25 protein-coding genes are annotated in these 24894 nt (G+C 72.5%); 13 read left to right on the top strand and 12 right to left on the bottom strand.

Annotated elements, in window-relative coordinates; translation table 11 throughout:
* Nucleotides 1–6: 6 nt before the first annotated feature.
* The 5 genes from pstS to mshD form a co-directional block, all read right to left on the bottom strand.
* On the bottom strand, nucleotides 7–1134 hold the full coding sequence (gene pstS / locus ACLGIH_RS17945) for a phosphate ABC transporter substrate-binding protein PstS (protein ID WP_416526247.1): 1128 nt from the start codon (nucleotides 1132–1134) through the stop codon (nucleotides 7–9).
* 235 nt (nucleotides 1135–1369) lie between these two features.
* The gene (locus ACLGIH_RS17950) at nucleotides 1370–1765 is read right to left on the bottom strand and encodes an NUDIX hydrolase (protein WP_416529414.1); all 396 of its coding nucleotides are present in this window, start codon (nucleotides 1763–1765) and stop codon (nucleotides 1370–1372) included.
* Nucleotides 1766–1932: 167 nt separating this feature from the next.
* Nucleotides 1933–3204, bottom strand: coding sequence for a CHAD domain-containing protein (locus ACLGIH_RS17955; RefSeq protein WP_416526248.1), 1272 nt, complete (start codon nucleotides 3202–3204; stop codon nucleotides 1933–1935).
* 67 nt (nucleotides 3205–3271) lie between these two features.
* Nucleotides 3272–5677 (bottom strand): RNA degradosome polyphosphate kinase, encoded by a 2406-nt coding sequence (locus tag ACLGIH_RS17960; protein ID WP_416526249.1) that lies wholly within the window; start codon nucleotides 5675–5677, stop codon nucleotides 3272–3274.
* Nucleotides 5678–6302: 625 nt separating this feature from the next.
* Nucleotides 6303–7232, bottom strand: a complete 930-nt coding sequence (gene mshD / locus ACLGIH_RS17965) for a mycothiol synthase (RefSeq protein WP_416526250.1) — start codon at nucleotides 7230–7232, stop codon at nucleotides 6303–6305.
* 190 nt (nucleotides 7233–7422) lie between these two features.
* Between mshD and ACLGIH_RS17970 the strand changes: the two genes are divergently transcribed.
* Nucleotides 7423–9246, top strand: coding sequence for a bifunctional metallophosphatase/5'-nucleotidase (locus ACLGIH_RS17970; protein ID WP_416526251.1), 1824 nt, complete (start codon nucleotides 7423–7425; stop codon nucleotides 9244–9246).
* Nucleotides 9247–9456: 210 nt separating this feature from the next.
* Nucleotides 9457–10155, top strand: coding sequence for an NAD(P)/FAD-dependent oxidoreductase (locus ACLGIH_RS17975; protein ID WP_416526252.1), 699 nt, complete (start codon nucleotides 9457–9459; stop codon nucleotides 10153–10155).
* On the opposite strand, the gene ACLGIH_RS17980 is transcribed toward ACLGIH_RS17975, so the two are convergent.
* The 6 genes from ACLGIH_RS17980 to ACLGIH_RS18005 all read right to left on the bottom strand — a co-directional run bounded on the left by ACLGIH_RS17980 (nucleotide 10136) and on the right by ACLGIH_RS18005 (nucleotide 16191).
* Entirely contained in the window at nucleotides 10136–10756 is a 621-nt protein-coding gene (locus ACLGIH_RS17980) for a DUF7691 family protein (RefSeq protein WP_416526253.1), read from the bottom strand. The genes ACLGIH_RS17975 and ACLGIH_RS17980 overlap by 20 nt on opposite strands.
* A 59-nt stretch (nucleotides 10757–10815) precedes the next feature.
* Nucleotides 10816–12261, bottom strand: a complete 1446-nt coding sequence (locus tag ACLGIH_RS17985; RefSeq protein ID WP_416526254.1) for a sensor histidine kinase — start codon at nucleotides 12259–12261, stop codon at nucleotides 10816–10818.
* A complete protein-coding gene (locus tag ACLGIH_RS17990; protein ID WP_416526255.1) occupies nucleotides 12258–12998 on the bottom strand; it encodes a response regulator transcription factor in 741 nt (246 codons plus the stop codon). The genes ACLGIH_RS17985 and ACLGIH_RS17990 overlap by 4 nt, the downstream gene beginning before the upstream one ends.
* Nucleotides 12999–13078: 80 nt before the next feature.
* Entirely contained in the window at nucleotides 13079–14095 is a 1017-nt protein-coding gene (locus tag ACLGIH_RS17995) for a S1C family serine protease (protein WP_416526256.1), read from the bottom strand.
* A gap of 177 nt (nucleotides 14096–14272) precedes the next feature.
* The gene (locus ACLGIH_RS18000) at nucleotides 14273–15295 is read right to left on the bottom strand and encodes a LacI family DNA-binding transcriptional regulator (protein ID WP_416526257.1); all 1023 of its coding nucleotides are present in this window, start codon (nucleotides 15293–15295) and stop codon (nucleotides 14273–14275) included.
* A 116-nt stretch (nucleotides 15296–15411) separates the two neighbouring features.
* Nucleotides 15412–16191, bottom strand: coding sequence for a winged helix-turn-helix transcriptional regulator (locus tag ACLGIH_RS18005; protein ID WP_416526258.1), 780 nt, complete (start codon nucleotides 16189–16191; stop codon nucleotides 15412–15414).
* Between the two features lie 252 nt (nucleotides 16192–16443).
* Between ACLGIH_RS18005 and ACLGIH_RS18010 the strand changes: the two genes are divergently transcribed.
* The 8 genes from ACLGIH_RS18010 (at nucleotide 16444) to ACLGIH_RS18045 (ending at nucleotide 21829) form a co-directional block, all read left to right on the top strand.
* A complete protein-coding gene (locus tag ACLGIH_RS18010) occupies nucleotides 16444–17334 on the top strand; it encodes an alpha/beta hydrolase (RefSeq protein WP_416526259.1) in 891 nt (296 codons plus the stop codon).
* A 48-nt stretch (nucleotides 17335–17382) separates the two neighbouring features.
* Nucleotides 17383–17637, top strand: a complete 255-nt coding sequence (locus ACLGIH_RS18015) for a MoaD/ThiS family protein (RefSeq protein ID WP_416526260.1) — start codon at nucleotides 17383–17385, stop codon at nucleotides 17635–17637.
* A gap of 3 nt (nucleotides 17638–17640) precedes the next feature.
* Nucleotides 17641–18894, top strand: a complete 1254-nt coding sequence (locus tag ACLGIH_RS18020) for a hypothetical protein (RefSeq protein ID WP_416526261.1) — start codon at nucleotides 17641–17643, stop codon at nucleotides 18892–18894.
* Between the two features lie 159 nt (nucleotides 18895–19053).
* Complete coding sequence (locus ACLGIH_RS18025; protein WP_416526262.1) at nucleotides 19054–19791, top strand: LmeA family phospholipid-binding protein; 738 nt, start codon at nucleotides 19054–19056, stop codon at nucleotides 19789–19791.
* Between the two features lie 267 nt (nucleotides 19792–20058).
* The gene (locus tag ACLGIH_RS18030) at nucleotides 20059–20166 is read left to right on the top strand and encodes an Ms5788A family Cys-rich leader peptide (protein WP_416526263.1); all 108 of its coding nucleotides are present in this window, start codon (nucleotides 20059–20061) and stop codon (nucleotides 20164–20166) included.
* A gap of 129 nt (nucleotides 20167–20295) precedes the next feature.
* Nucleotides 20296–21141: a sulfurtransferase gene (locus ACLGIH_RS18035; protein ID WP_416526264.1), complete on the top strand. Its 846-nt coding sequence runs from the start codon at nucleotides 20296–20298 to the stop codon at nucleotides 21139–21141.
* Between the two features lie 37 nt (nucleotides 21142–21178).
* Nucleotides 21179–21466: a DUF1416 domain-containing protein gene (locus ACLGIH_RS18040; RefSeq protein WP_416526265.1), complete on the top strand. Its 288-nt coding sequence runs from the start codon at nucleotides 21179–21181 to the stop codon at nucleotides 21464–21466.
* Between the two features lie 102 nt (nucleotides 21467–21568).
* Nucleotides 21569–21829 (top strand): DUF3099 domain-containing protein, encoded by a 261-nt coding sequence (locus ACLGIH_RS18045; RefSeq protein WP_416526266.1) that lies wholly within the window; start codon nucleotides 21569–21571, stop codon nucleotides 21827–21829.
* Nucleotides 21830–21856: 27 nt separating this feature from the next.
* Here the strand turns inward: ACLGIH_RS18045 and ACLGIH_RS18050 are convergent, their stop codons facing one another.
* Nucleotides 21857–22219, bottom strand: a complete 363-nt coding sequence (locus tag ACLGIH_RS18050; protein WP_416526267.1) for a DsrE family protein — start codon at nucleotides 22217–22219, stop codon at nucleotides 21857–21859.
* A gap of 103 nt (nucleotides 22220–22322) precedes the next feature.
* Here ACLGIH_RS18050 and ACLGIH_RS18055 point away from each other — a divergent pair, with 103 nt between their 5' ends.
* Genes ACLGIH_RS18055 through ACLGIH_RS18065 form a run of 3 tightly spaced genes read left to right on the top strand, consistent with a single transcriptional unit; the run spans nucleotide 22323 to nucleotide 24792 of the window.
* Nucleotides 22323–23072, top strand: coding sequence for a hypothetical protein (locus tag ACLGIH_RS18055; protein WP_416526268.1), 750 nt, complete (start codon nucleotides 22323–22325; stop codon nucleotides 23070–23072).
* Nucleotides 23069–23950: a hypothetical protein gene (locus ACLGIH_RS18060; protein WP_416526269.1), complete on the top strand. Its 882-nt coding sequence runs from the start codon at nucleotides 23069–23071 to the stop codon at nucleotides 23948–23950. The genes ACLGIH_RS18055 and ACLGIH_RS18060 overlap by 4 nt, the downstream gene beginning before the upstream one ends.
* Nucleotides 23947–24792: a hypothetical protein gene (locus ACLGIH_RS18065; protein WP_416526270.1), complete on the top strand. Its 846-nt coding sequence runs from the start codon at nucleotides 23947–23949 to the stop codon at nucleotides 24790–24792. The genes ACLGIH_RS18060 and ACLGIH_RS18065 overlap by 4 nt, the downstream gene beginning before the upstream one ends.
* Nucleotides 24793–24894 lie beyond the last annotated feature (102 nt).

Consider the following 24894-nt stretch of genomic DNA (forward strand, 5'->3'; position numbering starts at 1 on the left):
CTCAGGTCAGCTCAGGCCCGAGATGGTCTCGCGGACCTTGGTGATGATCTCCTCGGGCATCGGGGCGTAGCCCGCGTCGGCCAGCAGGGCCTGGCCGTCCTCGGAGGCGACGTAGTTCAGGAAGGACTTGGTGGTGGGCAGGGTCTCCGCCTTGTTGCCCTTGTCGCACACGATCTCGTACGTCACCAGGACGATCGGGTAGGCGCCCTCGGCGGACGGCGTGTAGTCCAGCTCCAGGGCGAGGTCCTTGCCCTGGCCGACGACCTTGGCGGCGCCGATGGCGGCGGTGGCGTTCTCGACGGTGGCCTTGACCGGCTCGGCGGCCTCGGTCTTGATGTCGACCGTCTTCATGCCGTCCTTGGCGTAGGACAGCTCCATGTAGGAGATCGCGCCGGCGGTCTGCTTCACCTGCTGCGCCACACCGGAGGAGCCCTGCGCGGACTGGCCGCCCTCGGCCTCCCAGGACTTGCTCGGCTCGTACGGCCAGGCCTTGGGCGCGGCTTCCTTGAGGTACGTGGTGAAGTTGTCGGTGGTGCCGGACTCGTCCGAGCGGTGGAACGCCTGGATCTTCAGGTCCGGCAGCTCGGCGTCGGGGTTGAGCTTGGCGATCGCCTCGTCGTTCCAGTTCTTGATCTTGCTGTCGAAGATCTTGGCCAGCGTCGGCGCGTCCAGGACGAGCGTGTCGACGCCCGGGACGTTGAAACCGACGGCGATCGGGCCGCCGACCATGGGCAGATCGATGGCCTGGCCGTCCTTGCAGACCTTCTTGGACTGCTCGATCTCCTCGGGGTCGAGCGCGGAGTCCGAGCCGGCGAAGGCGGTCTGGCCCTGGAGGAAGGCGGTGATACCGGCGCCCGAACCGGTCGGGTTGTAGTTGACCTGCACGCCCTTGCACGCCGCGGAGTACTGCTTGACCCAGGCGTCGATGGCGTTCTTCTGGGCGGAGGAGCCGGAGGCCTGGAGCTGGCCCTGGGCGTCGTCGCACTTGATGTTGCCGGCCTGCGTGCTCGCGGAAGCGTCGCCGGAGCTGCCGCCGCCCGTCTCGTCGGAGCCGCACGCCGTGAGGGCCAGGGCGCCGGAGACGGCGAGAGCACCGAGAGCGAGGGCCCGCCGGTTCATGCGCTGAAGCTTCACTTTGAGGGAGTTCCTTCCAGGAGCCGCCATCCTGATCGGCGGCGTGCGAGGACTTGTCAATACGCACGCGTTTTCGGGATGCGCCCGTATCGGGTAAGGCTGAAATTAGGCAGAACAGGTGAAGCCGCCTGTGGGCGGAAATGAACGAGGGGTGAACCCCTGGAGACAGTGCGGTGAGGTCACGGAACGCTTACGCCGAGGACACGAGGAGATTCCGGACGACTGCACCAGACGACTATCCCAAACGCAGAGCGGCCAGCAGGGCGTCCACGAGGGTGCGGTCCCTCGGTTGAGTGAGGCGGGCCCGGGCGGCGGCGGGTGTCAGCCACAGGATCCGGTCGACCTCGTCGGACGGCGTGAACTCGCCCGGGAGGGCCTCGGCCGCCCAGTAGCGGACCTGCTTGGGCCGGCCCGCCACGAGGTAGGAGGAGGCCGGCAGCTCGGCCCCCGGCACGCCGGTGCACCCCGTCTCCTCGGCCACCTCCCGCAGGGCGCCCACGAGAGGGTCCTCGTCCTGCTTCAGCTTGCCCTTCGGGTGGGACCAGTCGTCGTATTTCGGCCGGTGGACGAGGCAGATCTCCGGCTCGCCGTGCACCGGGGAGCGACGCCACAGGACGCAGCCGGCGGCCAGGACCGGGGAGTCGGGCGGGGGGCCGGGGGTGGCTTGCGCGGGGGAGTCGGGCGGGGGGCCGGGGGTGGCTCGCGTGAGGGTGGGCTGCGGGTTGTCGGGGGCTTGGGCGGGGGCCTCGTCCGGGGGCCCGGGGGTGGTGGTCACCTCGGCATCGTCCTCCGTGGTCGCTATGGCGTGCCGACCGGTTCCTTTCGCCAGCAGTTCTGGAACGCGTACCGCGCCGCCTCCACCTCATGCCGCTGGTCGGCGTGGAGCACGCCGAGTGCGTACGCCGTCGCCGGGGCGATGCGCGGGGTGCGGGCCGCCTGGGCCGCCGCGGCGGCGGCCTCGGACGCGTCGCGGTGACGGTCGAGGGCCTGGCCGGCGGCCAGCAGCCGGACGTCGACCGGGGCGTCCTCGCCGAGGATCACCTCACGGGCGTAGCGGTGCAGGCGCAGCAGCAGGCGGACCTGGTGCCAGGGCGCGTCCTGCGGGTGTGGGGCCGGGTCCGGCGACAGGCCGTGGACCAGCGCCTCCGCGTTGTACGGGCTGCCCGCGGTGACCAGGGGGAGCGCGGCGACGGCGTCCGCCAGGCGCTCCGCCGCGGCGGCGGCCAAGGGGCGGAGGTCGGTGGCGGCGGCCGGTGCGGTGGCCGGGTCGGTCGCGGTGGCCGGCCTCGCCGCCAGTGGGACCTCGCTGGCCAGCACGGCCACCTTGTCGGCCACCGCGTGGAACCGGGAGGAGCCGATGGCCTGGAGAGCGGTGGAGTGCGCCCGGGTGCGGGCGAGGGTCAGCTGCCGGTCGAGCAGCGCGCCCGCCTTGGCCGCGCCCACGGTGAGGTTGCCGCGGTCGGGCGCGGAGGGGGGCGGGGTGCCGCGTGGCGGCGCGGCCGGGTGGGGAGCGGCCTCGGGGGCGGCCGTCGGTGCGGCCGTCGACCGGGCCGGGAACGCCGACGAGCCCGACAGCCGGTGCAGCGCCTGGAGCAGCCGTTCCAGGCGGGACGCGTACGCGTGTTCCAGGGCCAGGGTGCCCGACACCCAGGCCAGCTCCGGGCGCATGCTCTCCGCCCAGTCGGCGTCCAGCAGGGGCTGGAAGGTGTGCAGCGTGCCGCTGATCCTGCGGGCCGCGCGGCGCAGGGCGTGGGCCGCGTCGACGGTTCCCTCCGTGCCGTGCGTGCCGTGCGCGCTGTGCGTGCCCGCCCCGGTCTCCCGGTGCTGGCGCAGGGCGCGCAGGAATTCCGTGGCCTGGGCCCTCAGGTAGGCCGCGAGGGCGTCCGTGGAGACCGGATCCGTCGTGAGGTCGGCGGGGTTCGTGCTGGTGCTGGTGCTGGTGCTGGTGCTGGTGCTGGTGCTGGTGCTGCGGCTCGTGCCTGTGCTCGTGGTGGTGCTGGTCGTGGGGGGCTTGCGGGCTGCGGGGGGCTTGCGGTCCATGCGGCCGGGGGGCTCGGTGCGGTCCTCCATGCGGCTGGGGGATTCGGTGCGGGCCCTGTGGCCAGTGGGAGCATTGCGGCCCATGGGGTCCGTGGGGTCAAGGTGCTGCTGTGCCACGCCGGCGCCTCCGGGCGTCTATGAGCATCTCCTGGATGTTGCGCAGGGGCTGGCCGTCCGCGTCCGTCGCGTGCCGGGTCCAGTCGCCGTCCGGGCCGAGGTGCCAGGACGCGGTGCTGTCGGACATGCCGGTTTCCAGCAGGCGGTTCAAGGCCGCCCGGTGGGCCGGGTCGGTGACCCGGACCAGGGCCTCGATACGGCGGTCGAGGTTGCGGTGCATCATGTCGGCGCTGCCGAACCACACCTCCGGCTCGCCGCCGTTGCCGAAGGCGAAGACACGCGAGTGCTCGAGGAAGCGGCCGAGGACGGAGCGGACCCGGATGTTCTCCGACAGGCCCGCCACGCCGGGACGCAGCGCGCAGATGCCGCGCACCCAGACGTCGACGGGGACGCCGGCCTGCGAGGCGCGGTAGCACGCGTCGATGACCGCCTCGTCGACCATCGAGTTGACCTTGATCCGTATGTACGCGGGCCGTCCGGCGCGATGGTGCTGGACCTCCTTGTGGACACGGGAGACCAGGCCGTCGCGCAGGGACTTCGGGGCCACCAGGAGGCGGCGGTAGGTCTCGCGGCGGGAGTAGCCGGAGAGGCGGTTGAAGAGGTCCGAGAGGTCCGCGCCGACCTGCGGGTCCGCGGTGAGCAGGCCCAGGTCCTCGTAGAGGCGGGCCGTCTTCGGGTGGTAGTTGCCGGTGCCGACGTGGCTGTAGCGGCGCAGGGTGTCGCCCTCCTGGCGGACCACGAGGGAGAGCTTGCAGTGCGTCTTGAGACCGACCAGGCCGTAGACGACGTGGCAGCCGGCCTCCTCCAGCTTGCGGGCCCACTTGATGTTGGCGTGCTCGTCGAAGCGGGCCTTGATCTCGACCAGGACGAGGACCTGCTTGCCGGCCTCGGCGGCGTCGATGAGCGCGTTGACTATGGGTGAGTCGCCGGAGGTCCGGTACAGCGTCTGCTTGATCGCCAGGACGTCCGGGTCGTCCGCCGCCTGCTCCAGGAAGGCCTGCACGGAGGTCGAGAAGGAGTCGTACGGGTGGTGGAGCAGGACGTCCCGGCTGCGGAGGGCGGCGAAGATGTCCGGCGGGGACGCCGACTCGACCTCGGCGAGGTCGCGGTGGGTGCCGGCGACGAACTTCGGGTACTTCAGCTCGGGCCGGTCGAGGCTGGCGATGCGGAAGAGGCCGGTGAGGTCCAGGGGGCCGGGGAGGGGGTAGACCTCGGCCTCGCTGATCTTCAGCTCGCGGACGAGGAGGTCCAGGACCTCGCGGTCGATCGATTCCTCGACCTCGAGGCGGACGGGCGGGCCGAAGCGGCGCCGCATGAGTTCCTTCTCGAGGGCCTGGAGGAGGTTCTCGGCGTCGTCTTCCTCCACTTCCAGGTCCTCGTTGCGGGTGAGGCGGAAGGCGTGGTGCTCCAGGACCTCCATGCCGGGGAACAGCTCTTCCAGGTGGGCGGCGATGACGTCCTCGATGGGGACGTAGCGGCCCGGGGAGGCTTCCAGGAAGCGGGAGAGCAGCGGGGGGACCTTGACGCGGGCGAAGTGGCGGTGACCCGTGACGGGGTTGCGGACGACGACCGCGAGGTTGAGGGAGAGGCCCGAGATGTAGGGGAAGGGGTGGGCGGGGTCGACGGCGAGGGGGGTGAGGACGGGGAAGATCTGGTGCCGGAAGAGGGTGAACAGGCGGGCCTGCTCCTTTTCCGTGAGTTCGGTCCAGCGGACCAGGTGGACGCCCTCGTCGGCGAGGGCCGGGGCGACGTCCTCGTGGAAGCAGGCGGCGTGCCGGGCCATGAGCTCGCGGGAGCGTGCCCAGATCATCTCCAGCACCTCGCGGGGCTGGAGGCCGGAGGCGGAGCGGGTGGCGACGCCGGTGGCGATGCGACGCTTGAGGCCGGCGACGCGGACCATGAAGAACTCGTCGAGGTTGCTGGCGAAGATCGCGAGGAAGTTCGCGCGCTCGAGGAGGGGGGTGTTCGGGTCCTCGGCGAGTTCGAGGACGCGTTCGTTGAACGCGAGCCAGCTGCGTTCGCGGTCGAGGAAGCGGCCCTGGGGCAGCTGGGGGCCGCCGGCCTGGGACTCCTCCGACTCCTCGTACGCGTCGAGGTCGGCGTCGATGTCGGGCTCCAGGTCGGAGACCGTGGCCGCGACCGTGTGGGGGCGGTGTGCGGCGATGGAGCCCACGGATGGCTGGGGGTGCTGCGGCTGCCGCGCGAGCTGGGTGTGCGGGCCCTCTGCCTGGGTGTTCGACTGGCTCATGGACCCATTGTTCCGCGCCGCGAGCATGACGGGCGCGTCGGAAAGCGCGGGCGGGAGCGCGCTGGCGGCGCGGGCGTCCCCGTTGCTTTCCGCGCCCCCCTTCGCGGGTGGCGACGGCTCTGGCACGACGGGCTTCATTCGGCGAGCGTCGCAAGCTTGTCTGAATCGACGGTTACGGCGACATGACGTGCGGGATAGCGGGGGGCGGATCGCGGGTGCGGGGTGCGGGGTGCGGGGTGCGGGGTGCGGGGTGCGGCGTGCCGGGTGCTGGGTGCCGGGTGCGTGGCGGCGGGTGCGGGGTGGCGGCGGCGTGGCGGGTGCAGCCTGGTGGCGGGATGCCTGCGGCGCCTGTGCGGGTGGGGTGGGGTGCGCGTCTCATGCCTGCGGCGCCGCTGCGGGTGGTCGGGGGTGCGCGTAGCGCCTTGGGTCCGGTGGGTGGTTCGGGGCCGCGCCGGGGGGTGTCCGTCCTCGGAACGTCGCGGAATCGGTCTGTTGTAGAGGGTGCCCGTGTTGACGCGACAACCGCTGCGGGCGGACACCCCCCGACACGTCCCCTTCCCGCCGCGGGCGAGTGCGGGCAGCGCCCCGGCCGGTCGCTCCTTCCCGCCGTGGGCGGCTGCGGATGGCGGATCGGGCCAGGCGTCGCCTTCTGGTCGTGGGCGCCTGCCGGTGCGAGCCCCGCCGGGCTGCGCGGCGCCCCCTGCCGGCCACAGCGACGTGCACCTGGACATCGTCGGCGGCACTCCGTGCGGGCGGCCCCCGCTCACGTCTCCGTGCGGTACATCAGGTCCGTCTCGTGGGTCGTGAAGCCCAGTCGTTCGTAGACGGACACCGCCGCCTTGTTGTCGGCGTCGACGTACAGCATCGCCGTGGGCAGTCCCTGCCCCGCCAGGTGCCGCAGCCCGATCGTGGTGAGGGACTTGCCGAGGCCGCCGCCCTGGACGTCGGGGCGGATGCCGAGGACGTACACCTCGCCCAGCCCCTCGCCCGCGTGCACCTTGGTCCAGTGGAAGCCGATCAGCTCGCCCGCCCGCTCGGCCAGGAAGAAGCCGGCCGGGTCGAACCACGGCTCGGCCTTGCGGTCGTCCAGGTCCCGCTGGGTCAGCGAGCCCTGTTCCGGATGGTGGGCGAACGCGGCGGCGTTGACGGCGAGCCAGGCCGCGTCGTCCTGCCCGGGGGCGAACGTACGTACGGTCACGCCGTCCGGCAGCACCGGATCGGGCAGCTCGAAGCCCGCCAACGGCCGCCGCATCTGGCGCAGTTCCCGGAAGAGGGTCAGGCCGAGGACCTGGGCGAGGTGCCGGGCGGCGGAGTGGCCGCCGTGTGCCCAGACCCGCAGCCGCTTGCCGGAGGCGGCGAGCAGCGCCGAACCCAGCGCCCGCCCGTGTCCCTGCCCGCGGTGCGAGGGGTGGACGACCAGTTCGGCGGCCGGCGGCTCCACCAGGTCGGTGTCCTCCAGCTGGGCGTAGCCGACGAGTTCGCCGCCGTCGGTGCTGAGCAGCAGGTGCGCGACGCCCTCGCGGGCACCCCCGCGCAGTTGCAGCCGGCCTTGTTCGGACACGGCCTGCTGACCGTCGTACCGGGCGGCCTCGGCGAGCAGGGCGAGGACGGCCTCGGTCTGCTCCGCGGTGAGTTCGGCGTACGTCTCGATCGAGCGGATGTGGCCGGGCCGTGCGATGTCGTCGCTGGTCATGCGTACGAGGGTAAGGGGCGGACCGGGAAAAGTGGCGGCACCGGGGAAACCCTCGAAACCCGGGCCCGACGGCTCGTGGATACCGGGATGTAACCGGAAACCTCTACCGCGCTACGCGCGTTGACTCTAGGCTGCGCCGGCGGGCCGTTTCCTCGGCCGCCCGACTCGACGCAGACCCACTGGGGGGCGCATGCCAGCCACAGCACAGCCGCACGATCCGCGCCGCAGAGGCCGTACGAGCCGTCGTCTCCTCGCGGTCGCCGCCGGTGTCGTCACCGCCGGCGCGCTCGCCGCAGCCGCCCTGCCGGCGACGGCCAGCGCGGGCGAGGACAAGGGGAAGGGCCACCAGCACCGGCCCGGCCGCTACCAGGACGTCCAGCTGCTCTCCTTCAACGACCTGCACGGCAATCTGGAGCCGCCCGCCGGCTCCTCCGGCCGGGTCACCGAGATCCAGCCCGACGGCACGACGAAGACGATCGACGCGGGCGGTGTCGAGTACCTGGCCACGCATCTGCGCCAGGCCCGCGAGGGCAACCGCTACTCCGTCACGGCGGCCGGCGGTGACCTGGTCGGCGCCTCCCCGCTGCTGTCCGGTCTCTTCCACGACGAGCCGACCATCGAGGCGCTGAACAAGCTCGACCTGGATGTCACGAGCGTCGGCAACCACGAGTTCGACGAGGGCGCCAAGGAACTGGCCCGCCTGCAGAAGGGTGGCTGCCACCCCACCGAGGGCTGCTACACGGACAAGGAGTTCGAGGGCGCCGACTTCCCCTACCTCGCCGCGAACGTCCTCGACGAGAAGACCGGCAAGCCCATCCTCAAGCCGTACTGGGTGTGGAAGCAGAAGGGCGTCAAGGTCGGCTTCATCGGCGTGACCCTCGAGGGCACCCCGGACATCGTCTCGGCGGAGGGCGTGAAGGGCCTGGCCTTCAAGGACGAGGTCGAGACGATCAACAAGTACGCCAAGGAGCTGCAGCGGCGTGGTGTGAAGTCGATCGTCGCGCTGATCCACGAGGGCGGCTTCCCGGCCTCGAACAACTACAACTACGACTGCGACTCCCCGGGCGCCGGTGACGGCATCTCCGGTCCGATCGCCGACATCGCCAAGAACGTCACGCCGCAGGTGGACGCGCTGGTCACCGGGCACACCCACGCGGCGTACGTGTGCACGATCCCCGACCCGGCCGGCAAGCCGCGCACGGTCACCTCGGCCGCGTCCTTCGGCCGCCTCTACACGGACACCACCCTGACGTACGACCGTTGGACGGGTGACATCGCCCGTACGGCCGTGAAGTCGGCGAACCACGTGGTCACGCGGGACGTCCCGAAGGCGCCGGACATGACCCGGCTGATCGCCGACTGGAACGCCCTGGCCGCGCCCATCGGCAACCGCCCGATCGGCTACATCTCCGCCGACATCTCCAAGGACGGCACCGAGTCCCCGCTCGGCGACCTGATCGCCGACGCGCAACTGGCGTACGCCAGGGAGAAGGACCCGGAGACCGACCTGGCCCTGATGAACCCCGGCGGCATCCGCGCGCCGCTCACGTACGCGGCCAAGGGGAGTGAGGGCGACGGCGTCGTGACGTACGCCGAGGGCTTCACGGTCCAGCCCTTCGCCAACACCGTCAATCTGCAGGACTTCACGGGCGCCCAGCTGATCCAGGTGCTCAAGGAGCAGGTGACCGGCGCGAACGAGGCGTCGCCGAAGGTGCTCCAGGTGTCGGAGGGGCTGACCTACACCCTGGACCTGACGAAGACGGGCGCGGACCGGGTGGTGACCGGCTCGATCCGCCTGAACGGCGCGGCGATCGACCCCGCGGCCACCTACCGCGTCGCCACGAACAGCTTCCTCGCGGGTGGCGGCGACGGCTTCCCGACGCTGGGCGAAGGGACGAATGACGTCGTGGGCGCCGACGACCTCACGGCCCTGGAGCAGTACCTGACGGCCAACTCGTCGGCGTCCGACCCGATCGAGCCGCCGGCGGCGGACCGGATCACGGTCGTGCAGTAGGCCGCACAGCCGGGGGCCGGTCGCGGTGCGGGCGGGGCCGGTACGCGTGCCATGCGTACCGGCCCCGCCGCCACGTGACCCGGCCCCCGGCTTCCCCGTGGAGGAGCCGCGCGACCCGTACCGCGAACTCGCCGCCCTCGACGACGGCCCGGCGGAGGGGACCCCGCGGCGGCCGGCCACCTCCTGGGCGCGGGCGCCCACCGCATACCGATGACCACCAACATGGTCATCTACTCGCCGGAAGGCTGGTACCGGCGGCACGGCACGCACTTCCTCGTCTCCGCGAGCCGTGACCTCACCGACCACGTCGTCCGGGAGCAGGTGCTCAAGGATCCCCGGGTCGGCGTGCGCGCCCGCACCAGGGTCGTCGGGCTGCTCGGTGACCGGCGTGCCGTCACCGGCGTGCGGGTGCGTGCCGCCGACGGTACGGAGGCCGACCTGACGGCCGACCTGGTCGTCGACGCCTCCGGCCGCGCCACCCGGGCACCGCGGTGGCCGGCCCGGCTGGGCATCACCGGCCTCGCCGAGAAACGCATCGACTCCGGGCTCGTCTACGCCAGCCGCGTCTACCGCGCCCCCAGCCCCACCCGTGACCGGCCCATGGTCGGAGTGCAGGCCGACCCGAGCCTGCCGGGGCCCGGCAACTCCGGCGGCCTGCTGCCGATCGAGGGCGACCGCTGGCACGTCAGCCTGATGGGCGCGCCCGGCGGACGCACCGCGACCGGCTCCTTCCACGCGGCCACGGCACTGACCGACGTCCTGGCCATGAAGGCCGCGCCCGCCTCCCTGGTCAGGCCCGGCGTCCTGCTCACGGCCCTGATCGGCCCACTGCGCCCGCGACCGGACGGGCCGCATTTCACGGACGCGGAACGCAGGTCGCTGGAGGCGGTCAGAAGCGGAAGCCGATGACACCGAAGCCGGGGCGCTCGGCTGCGTGCCGCATCCAGCCGAGGCACTGCATGACGGCGTCCACGACCTCCGGCTCGAGCGGCGGGGCCTGCCCCGACGCGTCGACCGCCCGCTTGGTGGCCTCGAACTGCTCCAGCGCCTTGGCTGTCGCCTCGGGCGTCCACTCACCGCAGCCGGGCGTGCAGGTGTACGGCAGCGGAGCGGGCAGACCGGCGTGACCGAACTCCTCGACGGACACGGCGGTGATCCCCAGGGCTTGCAGACCCTCGTCGACGACCGACAGCCAGTCGCCCCGGTGCGGCGTGAAGCAGTCGTTGTTCAGGAACGAGCCGGTGAGCGAGCACAGCCGCTTGTACGCGTAGCCGTACTGGAAGGCGTGGTCCCGGTCGTCGCTGAACGGCCCACCGTGGACGACCGCCTGCAGAGCCTCGTACGCGGTGGGCGCGCCCGCTTCGATCGCGCTGCTGAAGCAGTCGTCGGCGTGGGCCAGTTGGTCTCCGAAGCTGGTGCGTATCACCTCGAGCAACTGGTCGTCACGGGAGCCGACGAGGGCACGTGTCGCGGTGACGTCGAGCAGGTAGACGCTCAGTGAGGAACTCATGGGGCGACCCTAGAGCGACCCTCTGACAGTGCTGTCGCGAGGCGTCCGGCGCTCGGCCGTCACCGGCCTCCGTCAGCCGCCCCGACATCCGGCGGCGGCACCGGTGCCCCCGGCAGCCGCACCGTCGCCACCGTCCCGCCGCGTCCGTCCGCCGCCGGGGTCAGTGTCACCTCGCCGCCCGACTGCTGCACCGTCCGGGCCACGATCGACAGCCCCAGGCCCGAGCCGGGCAGGGAGCGGGCCGACGGGGAGCGCCAGAAGCGGTCGAAGACGTGGGGGAGTTCGTCGGCGGGGATGCCGGGGCCGTGGTCGCGGACGGTGAGGACGCCGTCGGCCAGCCGTACGTCGATCGTGCCGCCCTCGGGGCTGAACTTCACCGCGTTGTCCAGGATGTTGACCACCGCCCGCTCCAGGGCGGCGGGCTCCGCGCGTACGTACCAGGCCCGGACGTCCGCCGTGATCGTCAGCTCCGGGCCGCGCAGCCGGGCGCGGCGCAGGGCCGACTCGACGATGTCCTGCCAGGCCAGGATGCGGGTGCGGCCCGAGTGCTGGCCGGTGTCCGGGCGGGACAGCTCCTGGAGGTCGCCGATCAGCGCGGCCAGTTCCGTCATCTGCGCCTTGACGGAGGCGAGGAGCGCCTTCCGGTCCGCCTCCGGGATCGGACGGCCGGTCTCCTCGCTGCGGGTGAGGAGTTCGATGTTGGTACGGAGGGAGGTGAGGGGGGTGCGCAGTTCGTGGCCGGCGTCGGCGATGAGTTGTTGTTGCAGGTCGCGGGAGCTGGCCAGGGACGAGGTCATGGAGTTGAAGGAGCGGGAGAGACGGGCGATCTCGTCCTCGCTGTCCTCGTCGACCGGGATACGGATCGCCAGGTCCTCCGTGCGGGCCACGTGCTCCACCGCCTCGGTCAGCCGGTCGACGGGGCGCAGGCCGGCGCGGGCCACCCAGAGGCCGGCGGCGCCGGCGCCGACGACCCCGGCGCCCGCGACGAAGACGAGCAGGAGGGCGAGATGGTTGAGCGAGCTGTCCACCTCGTCCAGCGGCCGCGCGGCGGACACCGCGACGCCCCGCAGCCCCTGCACGGAGTAGGTGTAGACGCGGTACTTGGTGCCGTCGTCGTCGGTGGCGTCGTGCAGCGCGTCGGGGGAGTCGCCTGCGGCCACGGCGCGGTCGGCGTCGGTGAGCGTCACCTTCTCCGTGCCGATGATGAGACAGCTCTGCCCCCGCCTGGCCAGCAGCTGCACGCTCGAACCGAACGGGTTCAGCTCGTTCGGGGCGGACTCCCGTCTGCACAGACCCGTTTCCAGGTCGACGTAGTTCGCGACCTGCGGCAGGCTCATGCGATTCGCCCGCAGCGCGTCGTCCAGCGAGTTCACCAGCAGGTTCTTCACCACGAACCAGCACGCCACGGCGGCGGCCGTCACGGCGAACGCCACCGCCGCAGCCACCAGCAGCGCCAGCCGCGAGCGCAGGGGCAGCGCGCGGAACCACCGGACGACCCTGATCACTCCGCGCCGCCCTGCCGCAGGACGTAGCCGACGCCGCGGACCGTGTGCACCAGGCGGGGCTCGCCACCCGCCTCGGTCTTGCGGCGCAGGTACATCACGTAGACGTCGAGGGAGTTGGACGTCGGTTCGAAGTCGAAGCCCCACACCGCCTTCAGGATCTGCTCCCGGGTGAGGACCTGGCGCGGGTGGGCCATGAACATCTCCAGCAGCGTGAACTCGGTGCGGGTCAGCTCCACCGGCCGCCCGCCCCGCGTCACCTCCCGCGTCGCCAGGTCCATCCGCAGGTCGGCGAAGACCAGCGCATCGTCCTCCTCGGCGCTGCCCGCCACCTGTGCCGCGTAGGAGCTGCGGCGCAGCAGTGCGCGGATGCGGGCGAACAGCTCGTCCAGCTCGAAGGGCTTGACCAGGTAGTCGTCGGCGCCCGCGTCGAGGCCGGTCACCCGGTCGCCGACCGTGTCGCGGGCCGTCAGCATCAGGATGGGGGTGGTGTCGCCGCCCGTCCGGATGCGCCGGGCGGCGGTCAGGCCGTCCATGCGGGGCATCTGGATGTCCAGGACGACCAGGTCGGGCCGGTAGGCGGCGGCCTTCTCCAGGGCGTCGGCGCCGTCGACGGCGACCTCGGTGTCGTACCCCTCGAAGGCGAGGCTGCGCTGGAGTGCTTCGCGTACCGCCGGCTCGTCGTCGACGATCAGGATGCGCTGGGTGTCACGGTCACGGTCGCCGTCTGCGGGGTTCATGGGTCGTCGGTCCTCGGGTCCGTGGAGTCGGTCGTACGGCTGGTGTTCTTCAGCCTCGCACGTTCCGCGCCGGCCGGGTCTCAGCCCTCCGCACCCGCCCGCAGCTTCGCCAGGTCGGCCTTGACGGTGTTGACCGGGATCGCGAAGCCCAGGCCGACGCTGCCCGCGGTGGCGGAGGACTCGGCCGACGAGTACATCGCGGAGTTGATGCCGATGACGTTGCCGTTCATGTCGATCAGCGCGCCGCCGGAGTTGCCGGGGTTGAGGGAGGCGTCCGTCTGGATCGCCTTGTACGTCGTCGTGGAGGAGCCGGTGTCGCCGTTGAACTCCTGGCCGCCGAACTCGAACGGCCAGTCGCCGCCCCGCTGCTGCTGTTGCTGCTCCTCGCCCGTGGAGACCGTGACGTCGCGGTCCAGGGCGGAGACGATGCCGCTGGTGACGGTGCCGGTCAGGCCCTCGGGGGAGCCGATCGCCACGACCTGCTGGCCGACCTGCACGTCGTCGGAGTCGCCGAGTGACGCCGCGGTCAGCCCCGAGGCGTCGTTCAGTTTGATCAGTGCCAGGTCCTTGCTGCTGTCGGTGCCCACGACCTCGGCGGTGTACTGCTTGCCGTCGTCGGTCCTCACCTTGATCGAGGAGGCGCCGGAGACGACGTGGTTGTTGGTGACGATCTCGCCGTCACCGGTGATGATCACGCCGGAGCCGGTGGAGGAACCGGCCCGCGAGGTGGCGTTGATCTCGACGATGCTCGGGCTGACGGCCTTGGCGACGCCGGCGACCGTGCCCTTCTGGCCGACGGGCACCACGTTGGTGCCGGCCGGGGCGGACGCGACGGTGCCGCCGCCGGTCAGCTCCTGGATGCCGTACGCGGTGCCGCCGCCGACGGCCGCAGCGACGATCGCGACCGCGGCGAGGAGGGTGACCGGGCGGCGGGCGCGCCGTCGAGGGGCCGGCGCCGCGGCCGGCGGGGCGGCGGCAGGCGGCTGGGCCGGCGGGGGCGGCCATTCGGGGTTCACCGGAGAGGAGGCCTCCTGGTGGGAGGGCCGGTACGCGTTCTCGTGGTCGTACTCGCCGCTGGGGCGGATGCTCTCGGTCATGTCCACGAGCATCGGCGGCGACGATGAGAACACTCTGAGTGTCGCCTGAGAAGCCCGGCAGAACCTCGTATGCCCGAAATAAAGTCCGGCCGCCGCCGGTGAGGACCCGTCAGCCCCGCCGCTACGCGGTTCCGCAGCTCACCGGCAGCGGTTCGGCGGCAGCTCACCGGCAGCGGTTCACCGGCAGCCGCAGGAGCGCCGTACCACCAGCCGGGACGGGAACACCTTCAGGCGCTCCCGGTGCGGTCCCGACACCCGCAGCCCGTCGTCCAGTACGAGGTCGACGGCCGCCCGGGCCATCGCCGACCGGTCCGAGGCGACCGTCGTCAGCGGCGGGTCGGCCAGCGCCGCCTCCTTGATGTCGTCGAACCCGGCGACCGCCAGCTCGCCCGGCACGTCGATGCGCAGCTCGCGCGCGGCCCGCAGCAGGCCGATCGCCTGGTCGTCGGTGGAGCAGAAGACCGCGGGCGGGCGGCGCGGCCCGGAGAGGATCTCCAGCGCCACCTCGTAGGCGTCGTAGCGGTTGTAGGGCGCCTCGAAGAGCCGGCCCTCGGTGGGCAGCCCGGCCTCCTTCATGGCGCGCTTCCAGCCCTCGACGTGGTCGGAGACCGGGTCACCGACGGCGGGGGTCTCGGCGGTGCCGCCCATACAGGCGACGTACTCGTAGCCGTGCTCCAGCAGATGGCGTACGGCGAGCTGGGCGCCGTTCAGGTCGTCGGTGACCACGGCGACGTCGTCGATGGCCTCGGGGCGCTCGTGCATCAGGACGACCCGGGCGTCCCAGGCATCGATCTCGGCGGCGGCCAGGTCGTTCAGCGCGTGGCTGACCAGGATCATGCCGGAGACCCGCATCCCCAGGAACGCGCGCAGGTAGTGCACCTCGCGCTCGCCGACGTAGTCGGTGTTGCCGACCAGCACCATCTTGCCGCGCTCGGACGCGGCCTGTTCCACGGCGTGGGCCATCTCCCCGAAGAAGGGCTGGCGGGCGTCCGGGATGATCAGGCCTATCAGGTCGGTGCGCCGCGAGGCCATCGCCTGGGCGACCCGGTCGGGCCGGTACCCGAGTTCCTTGATCGCGGCGAGGACACGCTCGCGCGTGGCCGGGGCGACCGGCCGGGGTCCGTTGTTGATGACATAACTGACGACGGCGGTGGAGGTCCCCGCCAGCCGTGCCACATCATCCCGAGTCACCTTGGCCACGCGCGGAGTCTACGCGGATGGACACGCCCTGGGCAGGGCGTATCAGCCATCGATCGCTCCGGTAACGCTCAGGACTCGTCCCCGGACCCCGGCCGGACCCCGGCCCGGGCCCCGGCTCAGGCGTCGGCCCTGGCCGGGCTCGCGGCCGGCGTACTGGGCGCGGTCTTGGCCGGGGCCTTGGCCGGGGTCTTGGCCTCGTCCGCGGCACGGGCCGGCTTCTCCGGCTTCTCGGGCGTCACGAAGCGGTAGCCGACGTTGCGGACCGTGCCGATCAGCGACTCGTGCTCGGGGCCGAGCTTGGCCCGCAGCCGCCGTACGTGGACGTCGACGGTCCGGGTGCCGCCGAAGTAGTCGTAGCCCCACACCTCCTGGAGCAGCTGGGCGCGGGTGAAGACCCGGCCGGGGTGCTGCGCGAGGTACTTCAACAGCTCGAACTCCTTGAAGGTCAGGTCCAGCACCCGCCCCTTGAGCTTGGCGGAGTACGTGGCCTCGTCGACCGACAGATCGCCGTTGCGGATCTCCATGGGGGAGTCGTCGCTGACGATCTGCTGGCGGCCCATGGCCAGCCGCAGCCGGGCCTCGACCTCGGCGGGGCCGGCGGTGTCGAGGAGCACGTCGTCGATGCCCCAGTCGGCGGTGACGGCGGCGAGGCCGCCCTCGGTGACCACCAGGACGAGCGGGCAGCCGGGGCCGGTGGAGCGCAGCAGCTGGCACAGGCTGCGCACCTGCGGGAGGTCCCGCCGGCCGTCGACGAGGATGACGTCGGCGCCGGGGGTGTCCACCAGGGCGGGGCCCTCCGCCGGTGCCACCCGCACGTTGTGCAGCAGCAGGCCGAGAGCGGGAAGCACCTCCGTCGACGGCTGGAGAGCATTGGTCAGGAGCAGCAGAGAACTCATCGCGCCCCACCTGCCTGGGTCGTCATACGTTTGTGCACGGTTCGCTCGCCCATAACGTCTTGGTTCCTCCTCGGTCCCTCGAGGACGTATGCGGCACTGCTTCGTACGTGTGCGGGCCCCGCGCCCCGGGTCCCGCTATGCGTCAGACGGCCCGTACACCCGCGGTTTCCCGCGTCGTATACAACCTCCCGAAAGCACAAAAGGACCCGGGGGCTACGCTGCCCGAGTCCTCTGCCCAGCAGAATAGCCGACATGAGCGACGGTCGGGCAGGTCATGTGGCGCGTTCCACGCATCGTCCGCATTCCGAGACGCCCGGACGGGTGGTCCCGCGCCCGCCGGCACGGACGTTTCTGCGCACGGCCGACGGGGTGCGGATCGACGCGGTCCACGACCCCGGAGTGTGCGGCCTGTCCGGTGTGTCCGGTGTGCCGGACGCCGACTCCTCGGCGGCACCCGCCGGCGGCCTGGCGTTCGTCCTGGCGCACGGCTTCACCGGTGACGTCGACCGTCCGCACGTCCGCCGGATCGCGGCGGCCCTCGCGCGCCGCGGGGCGGTCGTCAGCTTCTCCTTCCGCGGCCACGGCGCGTCCGGCGGCCGGTCGACGGTCGGCGACCGTGAGGTGCTCGACCTGGCGGCGGCGGTCGGCTGGGCCCGCGCCCTCGGGCACGCGCGCGTGGCGACCGTCGGCTTCTCCATGGGCGGCTCGGTGGTGTTGCGGCACGCCGCGCTGTACGGGGCGGACGACGTGGCGCGTCCGGACGCGGTGGTGTCGGTGAGCGCGCCCGCCCGCTGGTACTACCGGGGCACGGCCCCGATGCGCCGGCTGCACTGGCTGGTCACCCGGCCCGCGGGCCGCGTCGTTGGCCGCTACGGCTTCCGCACCCGTATCCACCACCGGGAGTGGGACCCGGTGCCGCTGTCGCCGGTGGAGGCGGTGCCGCGGATCGCGCCGACGCCCCTCCTGGTCGTGCACGGCGACAGCGACGGCTACTTCCCCGTCGACCACCCGCGCATGCTGGCGGAGGCCGCCGGGGACCACGGCGAACTCTGGCTGGAACCCGGCATGGGCCACGCCGAGCACGCGGCCGGCGAGGAGCTGCTGCGCCGGATCGGGGACTGGGCGCTGGCGCGGGTTGGCTAGCCTGACGGTGTTCACGGTCAACAGATTCCCCAGCAATCGAGGAACCAGATGGCAAAGGTCACGGTGCGCTACTGGGCCGCCGCGAAGGCCGCGGCCGGGACGGCCGAGGAGCCGTACGAGGCGGCCACGCTCGCCGAGGCGCTCGACGCGGTGCGCGAGCGGCACCCCGGCGAACTGTCGCGCGTGCTGCTGCGCTGCTCGTTCCTCGTCGACGGCGACCCCGTGGGCACCCGCGGGCATGAGACGGTACGGCTGGCCGACGGCGGCACGGTCGAGGTGCTCCCGCCGTTCGCAGGAGGGTGACCGATGACGAATCAGCCGTACGACCAGCCGTACGAGGGCTCCGGGGCCCATGACCAGGCCGGCTGGCCCGGGCAGCAGGGGTACGACGACCCGCACGCCGCCCAGCAGTACACGCAGCAGTGGCAGGGGCAGACCTGGGAGACGAACGTGCAGCCGCCGGTCTCCACGGAGGAGACGGCGTACCTGCCGCCACAGACGCACCAGCACCAGGTCCAGTTCCAGCACCAGGCCCAGAACCAGGCCGAATTCCAGCACCAGGCCGAGTTCCAGGACCACGCCCGGTTCCAGGACCAGGTCCAGGGCTACGGCCACCCCCAGCCGCAGCCGTACGCCCAGACCCGGTCCGAGCCCTACGGCCACCCCCAGCCGCAGTCCCACAACCCGCAGCCCCAGCCCCAGCCCCCGTACGAGCCCTCCGCCCCGGCAGCCCCCGCAGCCTCCGAGCCCTCCGCCCCCGCCTCCCCGGCCCCCGGATACGGCCCCGCCACCTTGGCCGGCAACGCCCGGATCACCGATGCGCAGCGGGCCCGGGCCGAGGGCCGGTCGCCGGTCATCGAGCCGGGGATGCAGCCGGCCGCGCTCACCGCGCTGCTGGGACTGCTGCTGGCCGGTGCCGCGGCCGTCGGGACGTACGCCCTGCTTCTCCCGCTCGTCGTCCTGCAGGCCGTCACCGCGGCCGGCTGGTTCCGGCTGAACGGCATGTGGCCGGCCCGCCAGGGCATCGCGCTGGGCTTCCTGGGCGCCCTCGCCGCCGACGCCGCGCTGCTGGTGTCGGACCGCTCCCCGGCGGCGATCCTCGGCGCGCTCGGGGTCTGGGTGCTGCTCGCCCTGGTGCTGCAACTGCGCTCGCACGCCGACCCAGACGAGCGGATGTACGGCCTGATGGCGACCGTCGCCGCGGCGGCGCTGGCGATCGTCGCGGGCGGCTACCTCGCGGCCGGGACCGAGGCGGTCACCGTCGGCGCGGTGGCCGTGGCGGTCGCCGTGGTGGCCCGTGCGCTGCCGCTGCCCACGCCCGCTTCGGTGGTCGTCGCGCTGCTCGCCGCGGCCGGCGCGGGCATCGCGACGGGCGCGCTGACGGACGTCGGGGCGCAGGGCGCGCTGCTGGGCGCGGGCGCCGCGGTGGGCGCCCTGATCGGCCACCGGGTCGCGAGCTACGACTACCCCTCCCGGTTCGTCCACTTCACCGCGGGTGTCGCGCTGCCGCTCAGCGCCGCGGCCCCGGCGGTGTGGGTGCTGGGACGGGCGCTGGGCTGAACCGCCGGGCGCCGCCCCGCCGGGGTACCACCGGTGCCGCGCCGCCCCGTCGCCACCGGTGCCGCACCGCCTGTCACAGGTGATCGACAATTTCCCGGGCGGATTTCGGGGCAGGGTTACCGTGGCCCGAGACCATGGAGTCCGCCGAGGTGGGGAAAGATGCGCGCACTGCGAACACTGCTGATCGTCGTCGTGATCCTGGGCGGACTCTTCGTGGCCGCGGACCGGCTGGCGGTGAACTTCGCGGAGGGGGAGGCGGCGGACAGGCTCAAGGCCGAGGAGAACCTGGCCACCACCCCGGACGTGTCGATCAACGGCTTCCCCTTCCTCACCCAGCTCGCCGGCGGTGAGCTGGACGACGTCGACGTGCGCATCGAGGACTACGAGGCGGCCACGGGCGACGGCTCCGAGAAGATCCGCATCGCCGACCTGAAGGCGAACCTGAAGGGCGTCGAGTTCTCCGGCGACCGCAGCTCCGCCACCGCGGCCACCGCCACCGGCACCGCGACCATCGCCTACGACGAGCTGCTGAGGACCGCGAAGTCCGAGCCGACCCAGGTCGCACCCGGTATCACGGCCCGGGTCGTCGGCCTCTCCGACGGCGGCAACGGCAAGATCAAGGTCGAGGTGGAGGCGACCGTGTTCGGCGCCGAGCTGCCCGAGCCGGTGCCCGTCCTCAGCTCGGTCACGGTGAAGAACAACCAGGTCGAGGTGGAGGCCGACGCCCTGCCGGCGATCGGCGGCGTGGAGCTGGCCGAGTCCCGGGTCCGGCAGATCACCGACTTCCAGCAGACCATCGACGAGCTGCCCGGCGGCATCCGGCTCGACAAGGTCCAGGCGGCGAAGGACGGCGTGGAGATCACGGTGAAGGGTTCGAACGTACGGCTGGCCGGGTAGGACGCCCCTCGGCCAAGGCCCGGCCGCTGCCCGGTCCATTGTCCGGTCCGTAGCCCGGCCGTAGCCGGCCGGGACTCGTTCCGTGCGGGCCGGCGTCCGCCTGGCGAGACACCGCCGTCCGCACCGCAGATGTGAGGACGAACGCGGCGGTCGCGGGGCCGTCCGGCGCCGCCCCAGCCCTTCAGTCATCCCGCTATGCGGACGATCGCGTCTCACCATACGACACGCCGGTGACACGCCCACCCATCCGTCCCTACGATCGACGGCATGCAGCGTCAGACGAGCGTCCTCCGGTCGCGGGGACAGGCGGATCTCACAAAGCGGCGGGCAGTAGACCTGTGCCGCGTTGCCGCCATGCTCTGTCGTCCTTTCTGAGCGGAAGCGCAGACTTCCGCGGTTCCCCGCCCTGATCAAGGGCATCCGTGCGCCGGCTCGCGAAGCCGCGAGCGCGCACGCCCCTCTCACTCGCACGCCCCGCCGCAACTGCCCCGGAGGAGAAAGAGCATGAGCCGCAGCGACGTCCTGGTCGATGCCGACTGGTTGCAGGAGCACCTCGACGACCCGACCATCGCGATCGTCGAGGTGGACGAGGACACCTCGGCATACGACAAGAACCACATCAAGAACGCCATCAGGATCGACTGGACCCAGGACCTCCAGGACCCGGTCCGCCGTGACTTCGTCGACCAGGAGGGCTTCGAGAAGCTCCTGTCGGAGAAGGGCATCGCCAACGACCACACGGTGGTCCTGTACGGCGGCAACAACAACTGGTTCGCTTCCTACGCCTACTGGTACTTCAAGCTCTACGGCCACGAGAACGTCAAGCTCCTCGACGGCGGCCGCAAGAAGTGGGAGCTGGACGCCCGCGAGCTGGTGCCGGGCGACGAGGTGCCGGAGCGCCCGAAGACCGACTACAAGGCCAAGCCGCAGGACACCTCGATCCGCGCCTTCCGCGACGACGTGGTCTCCGCCATCGGCTCGCAGAACCTGGTCGACGTGCGGTCCCCCGACGAGTTCTCCGGCAAGCTGCTCGCCCCCGCCCACCTGCCGCAGGAGCAGTCGCAGCGCCCGGGCCACGTCCCGTCCGCCCGCAACATCCCGTGGTCGAAGAACGCCAACGACGACGGCACGTTCAAGTCGGACGAGGAGCTGAAGGCCCTCTACGCCGAGGAGAGCGTCGACCTCGCCAAGGACACGATCGCCTACTGCCGCATCGGTGAGCGCTCGGCCCTGACCTGGTTCGTGCTGCACGAGCTGCTGGGCGTGGAGAACGTCAAGAACTACGACGGCTCCTGGACCGAGTACGGCTCCCTCGTCGGCGTGCCGATCGAGCTCGGCGCCGGCAAGTAGCCCGACCGACCGTTCCCCAACCCCTCAGGAGTACGACATGTGCGGTGCGAAGGCCGGTGGCCCGGACGCCTCGACGATCAAGCCCGGTGAGACCACGATCCAGGGTCAGGTGACCCGTGACGGCGAGCCGGTGACCGGCTACGTCCGGCTGCTGGACTCGACCGGCGAGTTCACGGCGGAGGTGCCCACCTCCGCGACCGGTCAGTTCCGCTTCTACGCGGCCGAGGGCACCTGGACCGTCCGGGCCCTGGTCCCGGGCGCCACCGCCGACCGCAAGGTCGTCGCCCAGAAGGGCGGTCTGGCGGAGGTCGCGATCGCCGTCTGACGGCACGCCCCGACGGCCGAGGGGCCGCACCCACGGGTTGGACGCCTGGGTGCGGCCCCTTCGCCGTGCGCGGGGGCGCCGGCCCGGTTCTACGCTGGAACCATGTACGCACGGCGACGTCGCCGGTACTTCGCCCTGATGGGTACCTGCATCGCGCTCTTCGTCCTGGCCTGGGGCGTCGTACGCCTGTGGTCCGTCCCGGTGGCCGTCGGCATGTGCGTGGTCGCCATGGTCATCCCGCCGCTGGCCGCCGTGGTCGCCAACCGGCGCGGTCCCGACGACCGCTGGTGGGACGACCCCTCCGGCGACCCCCAGTCCGACGAGTGGTGGGACGAGCTGGACGGCAAGAAGCGCCCCCGGTGAGTGCCGGGCGCCGGCGGACGAGCGCCGTCAGTAGACGAGCGCCTGGGTGTCCTCGGCCAGCGCCTCCTGCACGAAGACCTGCGCGCCCGCGATCCGGACGCCCTCGATGACGTCCTTCTCCGTGATCTCCCGGCGGGCCGCGCACTGGGTGCACAGCGTCAGCCGGCCGCCGCTCAGCAGGGAGTCGATCAGGTCGGGCAGCGGTGCCGCGTGCGGGAGCTCGAACTCGGCGGCCCGGCCCGGCAGGGCGAACCAGGCGGACTCGCCGGTCAGCCACACGGACACGTCGACCCCGCTGGCCACGGCCACCGCCGCCACCGTGAACGCCTGAGAGCAGCGCTCGGGGGCGTCGGCCCCCGCGGTCACCTTGATCACCAGCTTCTTCGCCATGGCCGAATCGTAATCACCTCCTTTGCAACCCCTCGCCCTGGCCATGGGTCACCTGGGCGCACGCAGAACGGAATGTGCACTTCACATCAGGTGGGGGGATGTCTTGGACGAACCGGAGAGAACCGCAACCGCTCCCGAAGGAGGTCCGCCGCGACGGCGCGGGCGCACGGCGCTGCTGATCGGCACCGCCACCGTGCTCGGCCTGGTGGCCGGCACCTGCACCGGATACCTGGTGCAGGCCGGCCGGGCGCCGACGAAGCTGCCCCCGCTGTCCCAGCCCGTGCTGGAGCGGGCCGGGGGACCGGCCCCCGAGCCGCTGTCCGCCGCGCGGGACCGCAAGGTGCGCACCGACGGCGACCTGCGCAGGCTTCTGCTGAAGAAGCCGCGTGCCGCCGAGGAGGCCGGGTGGCTGGAGGGCGCCGACGGATGGCTGGACCTGGCCGCGTACGCCGACAGGTTCGGCGACCCGCGCTGGGCCTTCGGCGACCTCGTCGACAAGGAGTTCCGCCGGGCGGCGGTGACCGGCTGGGTGACCGGTGAGGACCACACCGTGGAGATCCGGCTGATCCAGTTCCGCCAGACGGAGTTCGTGGCGGCCGCCGATGCCGTCGACGACGGCCGCTACTGGGCGGAGGAGCAGGGGGACTCCGACAGCTGGCCGATCCCCGGCACCGGGGACGGCAGGGCGTACGTGTACGACGAGCCCGAGACCGAGTACGGCGTCCCGGTGTACGGGGCGCGGGCCCACGCCTGGCGCGGGGACATCGCGATGGAGGTCTGGGTGTACGGCGGAAAGCCGGTACCCAAGAACGTGATCATGGACTTGGCCGAACGGCAGATGGAGCGGTTGTGACCGGTACGGAGAAGCAGCCGGACGCACCGCTCGCGCAGGACGCACCGCCCGAGCCCGACGCGGCCCCCACCGCGGCGGGCCCCGGCGAGAACGCCCCCGCGCCTGCCCCGGAGACCGCCCCGGATCCCGCCGCGGAGCCCCGGCGCCGTCGCCGGGTCGTCGCCGTCGCCGGTTCGCTGCTGCTGGCCGGTGCCGTGGTCGCCGGTGTGGCCGGCACGGCCGTGGTCGTGAGCGGCGCCGACCGTGACGCGGGCGCACCGGTGTGGACGTTCCCCAAGGCGGCCGAGGAGGAGAAACCGTCCAGCGCCGAGGGGCTCGCGGGCGCCCTGGTGCCGTACGGCACCGACGGCTGGCTGCCGGGGCCCGACCTCGGCGAGTACGGGTCGGACGCGCGGCTCAGCGGCGCCAGGGCCACGGCGCTGCACAAGGAGGCGTTGCGCGGTCTGCCGCGCTCCGAGCGCAGACGGATGGAGAAGGAGATCGACCGGCTGCGGGTCAGGGGCATGGCGATGCGCAGCTACGTCAGCGGATCGGCCAGTGTGTACCAGGAGGAGACGATCTACACGGTCAGCGTCCTGCTCACCCGGATGGACAACCGGTCGGCCGTACGGAACCAGGACGAGTTCCGGCGCGACTTCTTCGGCTCCCTGAAGGTCTTCCGCAAGGGCCCGGAGATCAAGGGCCACGAGGACGCCGCCTGCTTCCTGCCGCCGAAGAGCGCCGACCGGGACCTCGACGCGATGTTCTGCTCCGCCTCCGTCGGCGACGTGCTGGTGACCCTCGTCGCCGAGGGTGCGAAACCGCTCGACACCAAGGGCGTGGCCGGCCTCCTGAGCCGGCAGCTCGACCGCATCGACGCACCGGGGGTGGCCGTATGACCGAGCAGGAGACCGTCGTGCCCGCCCCGCCCGCGGAGCCGCCGCCGGTTCCCGCCGAGGCGCCGCAGCCGGTGCGCAAGGACCGCCGGGCGCTGCGCGCCGCCCTGCGCTGGTCCGCGGCCGTCGTGGCCTTCGCGGCGGCCGGGGCCGGGACGGCGTACGGCATCACCCGGATGGAGCGGACGGACGTGCCGGGGCTCGCGACCGCCTCCGACGGGCGGTGGGAGTACCCGCGTCTGGCGAAACCGCCGCTGCCGTCCGGCAGTCCCGGCCCGCACGCCGAGTCCAACCCGGCCGGCACCCACCACGCCGACCTGCGCGCCCTGGTGCTGCCCGCCCCGGAGGGGGCGACGGAGGACAAGGCCCTGCGCGGCTCGGACGGATGGCTGGCCACGGACGTCTTCCTGAAGGAGTACGCCGATCCGGAGGAGCGGGACGACTTCCGGCAGCGGCTCGTCGACGGCGGACTGCGGCACATCGCGGCCCGCGGCTGGACGGCGGAGGACGGCACACGGACCCGGATCTACCTCCTCCGCTTCAATACCGGGGCGATGGTGGAAGGGCGGTTCGTCAACGAGGTGCTCCCCTATCGGGTGCCCCTGTACACCGTGCGCGGCGCGGAGAACCCCGTGCCCGACGAGGACTTCCCGGCCGCCGCCACCGTGCCCGGCGTCCAGCGCACGGTGTACGACGAGTCCGAGCCGTACGGCGCTGAGCACGACCGGCAGGGCTACCTGGCCGCCGGTGACGTCCTGGCGGTGATCCTGCAGTCCCGCAAGGGCACGGCGCACCCCGTGCCCTTCCAGCAGACGGTGGTTCTGCAGAGCCAGCTGATCGGCTGACCCCGTGGGGCCCACCTCACGGGGAGCGCCGGGTCCCGGCCGCGTAAGCTGGGGCCCGGCCCTGTGCACACATCCGCCCGCTCAAGGAGCATCCCGTGATCG

It is taken from the genome of Streptomyces hamibioticus (genome assembly GCF_047946815.1).
In the GTDB taxonomy this organism is placed as follows: domain Bacteria; phylum Actinomycetota; class Actinomycetes; order Streptomycetales; family Streptomycetaceae; genus Streptomyces.

Excerpts from the sequence above, each read along its gene's own strand:
- ACLGIH_RS17955 (WP_416526248.1), bottom strand. The coding sequence starts at position 3,204 with ATGGAGGACCGCACCGAGCCCCCCGGCCGCATGGACCGCAAGCCCCCC.
- ACLGIH_RS17960 (WP_416526249.1), bottom strand. The coding sequence starts at position 5,677 with ATGAAGCCCGTCGTGCCAGAGCCGTCGCCACCCGCGAAGGGGGGCGCG.
- mshD (WP_416526250.1), bottom strand. The coding sequence starts at position 7,232 with ATGACCAGCGACGACATCGCACGGCCCGGCCACATCCGCTCGATCGAG.
- ACLGIH_RS17970 (WP_416526251.1), top strand. The coding sequence starts at position 7,423 with ATGCCAGCCACAGCACAGCCGCACGATCCGCGCCGCAGAGGCCGTACG.
- ACLGIH_RS17975 (WP_416526252.1), top strand. The coding sequence starts at position 9,457 with ATGACCACCAACATGGTCATCTACTCGCCGGAAGGCTGGTACCGGCGG.
- ACLGIH_RS17980 (WP_416526253.1), bottom strand. The coding sequence starts at position 10,756 with ATGAGTTCCTCACTGAGCGTCTACCTGCTCGACGTCACCGCGACACGT.
- ACLGIH_RS17990 (WP_416526255.1), bottom strand. The coding sequence starts at position 12,998 with ATGAACCCCGCAGACGGCGACCGTGACCGTGACACCCAGCGCATCCTG.
- ACLGIH_RS17995 (WP_416526256.1), bottom strand. The coding sequence starts at position 14,095 with ATGACCGAGAGCATCCGCCCCAGCGGCGAGTACGACCACGAGAACGCG.
- ACLGIH_RS18005 (WP_416526258.1), bottom strand. The coding sequence starts at position 16,191 with ATGAGTTCTCTGCTGCTCCTGACCAATGCTCTCCAGCCGTCGACGGAG.
- ACLGIH_RS18010 (WP_416526259.1), top strand. The coding sequence starts at position 16,444 with ATGAGCGACGGTCGGGCAGGTCATGTGGCGCGTTCCACGCATCGTCCG.
- ACLGIH_RS18015 (WP_416526260.1), top strand. The coding sequence starts at position 17,383 with ATGGCAAAGGTCACGGTGCGCTACTGGGCCGCCGCGAAGGCCGCGGCC.
- ACLGIH_RS18020 (WP_416526261.1), top strand. The coding sequence starts at position 17,641 with ATGACGAATCAGCCGTACGACCAGCCGTACGAGGGCTCCGGGGCCCAT.
- ACLGIH_RS18025 (WP_416526262.1), top strand. The coding sequence starts at position 19,054 with ATGCGCGCACTGCGAACACTGCTGATCGTCGTCGTGATCCTGGGCGGA.
- ACLGIH_RS18030 (WP_416526263.1), top strand. The coding sequence starts at position 20,059 with ATGCAGCGTCAGACGAGCGTCCTCCGGTCGCGGGGACAGGCGGATCTC.
- ACLGIH_RS18035 (WP_416526264.1), top strand. The coding sequence starts at position 20,296 with ATGAGCCGCAGCGACGTCCTGGTCGATGCCGACTGGTTGCAGGAGCAC.
- ACLGIH_RS18040 (WP_416526265.1), top strand. The coding sequence starts at position 21,179 with ATGTGCGGTGCGAAGGCCGGTGGCCCGGACGCCTCGACGATCAAGCCC.
- ACLGIH_RS18045 (WP_416526266.1), top strand. The coding sequence starts at position 21,569 with ATGTACGCACGGCGACGTCGCCGGTACTTCGCCCTGATGGGTACCTGC.
- ACLGIH_RS18050 (WP_416526267.1), bottom strand. The coding sequence starts at position 22,219 with ATGGCGAAGAAGCTGGTGATCAAGGTGACCGCGGGGGCCGACGCCCCC.
- ACLGIH_RS18065 (WP_416526270.1), top strand. The coding sequence starts at position 23,947 with ATGACCGAGCAGGAGACCGTCGTGCCCGCCCCGCCCGCGGAGCCGCCG.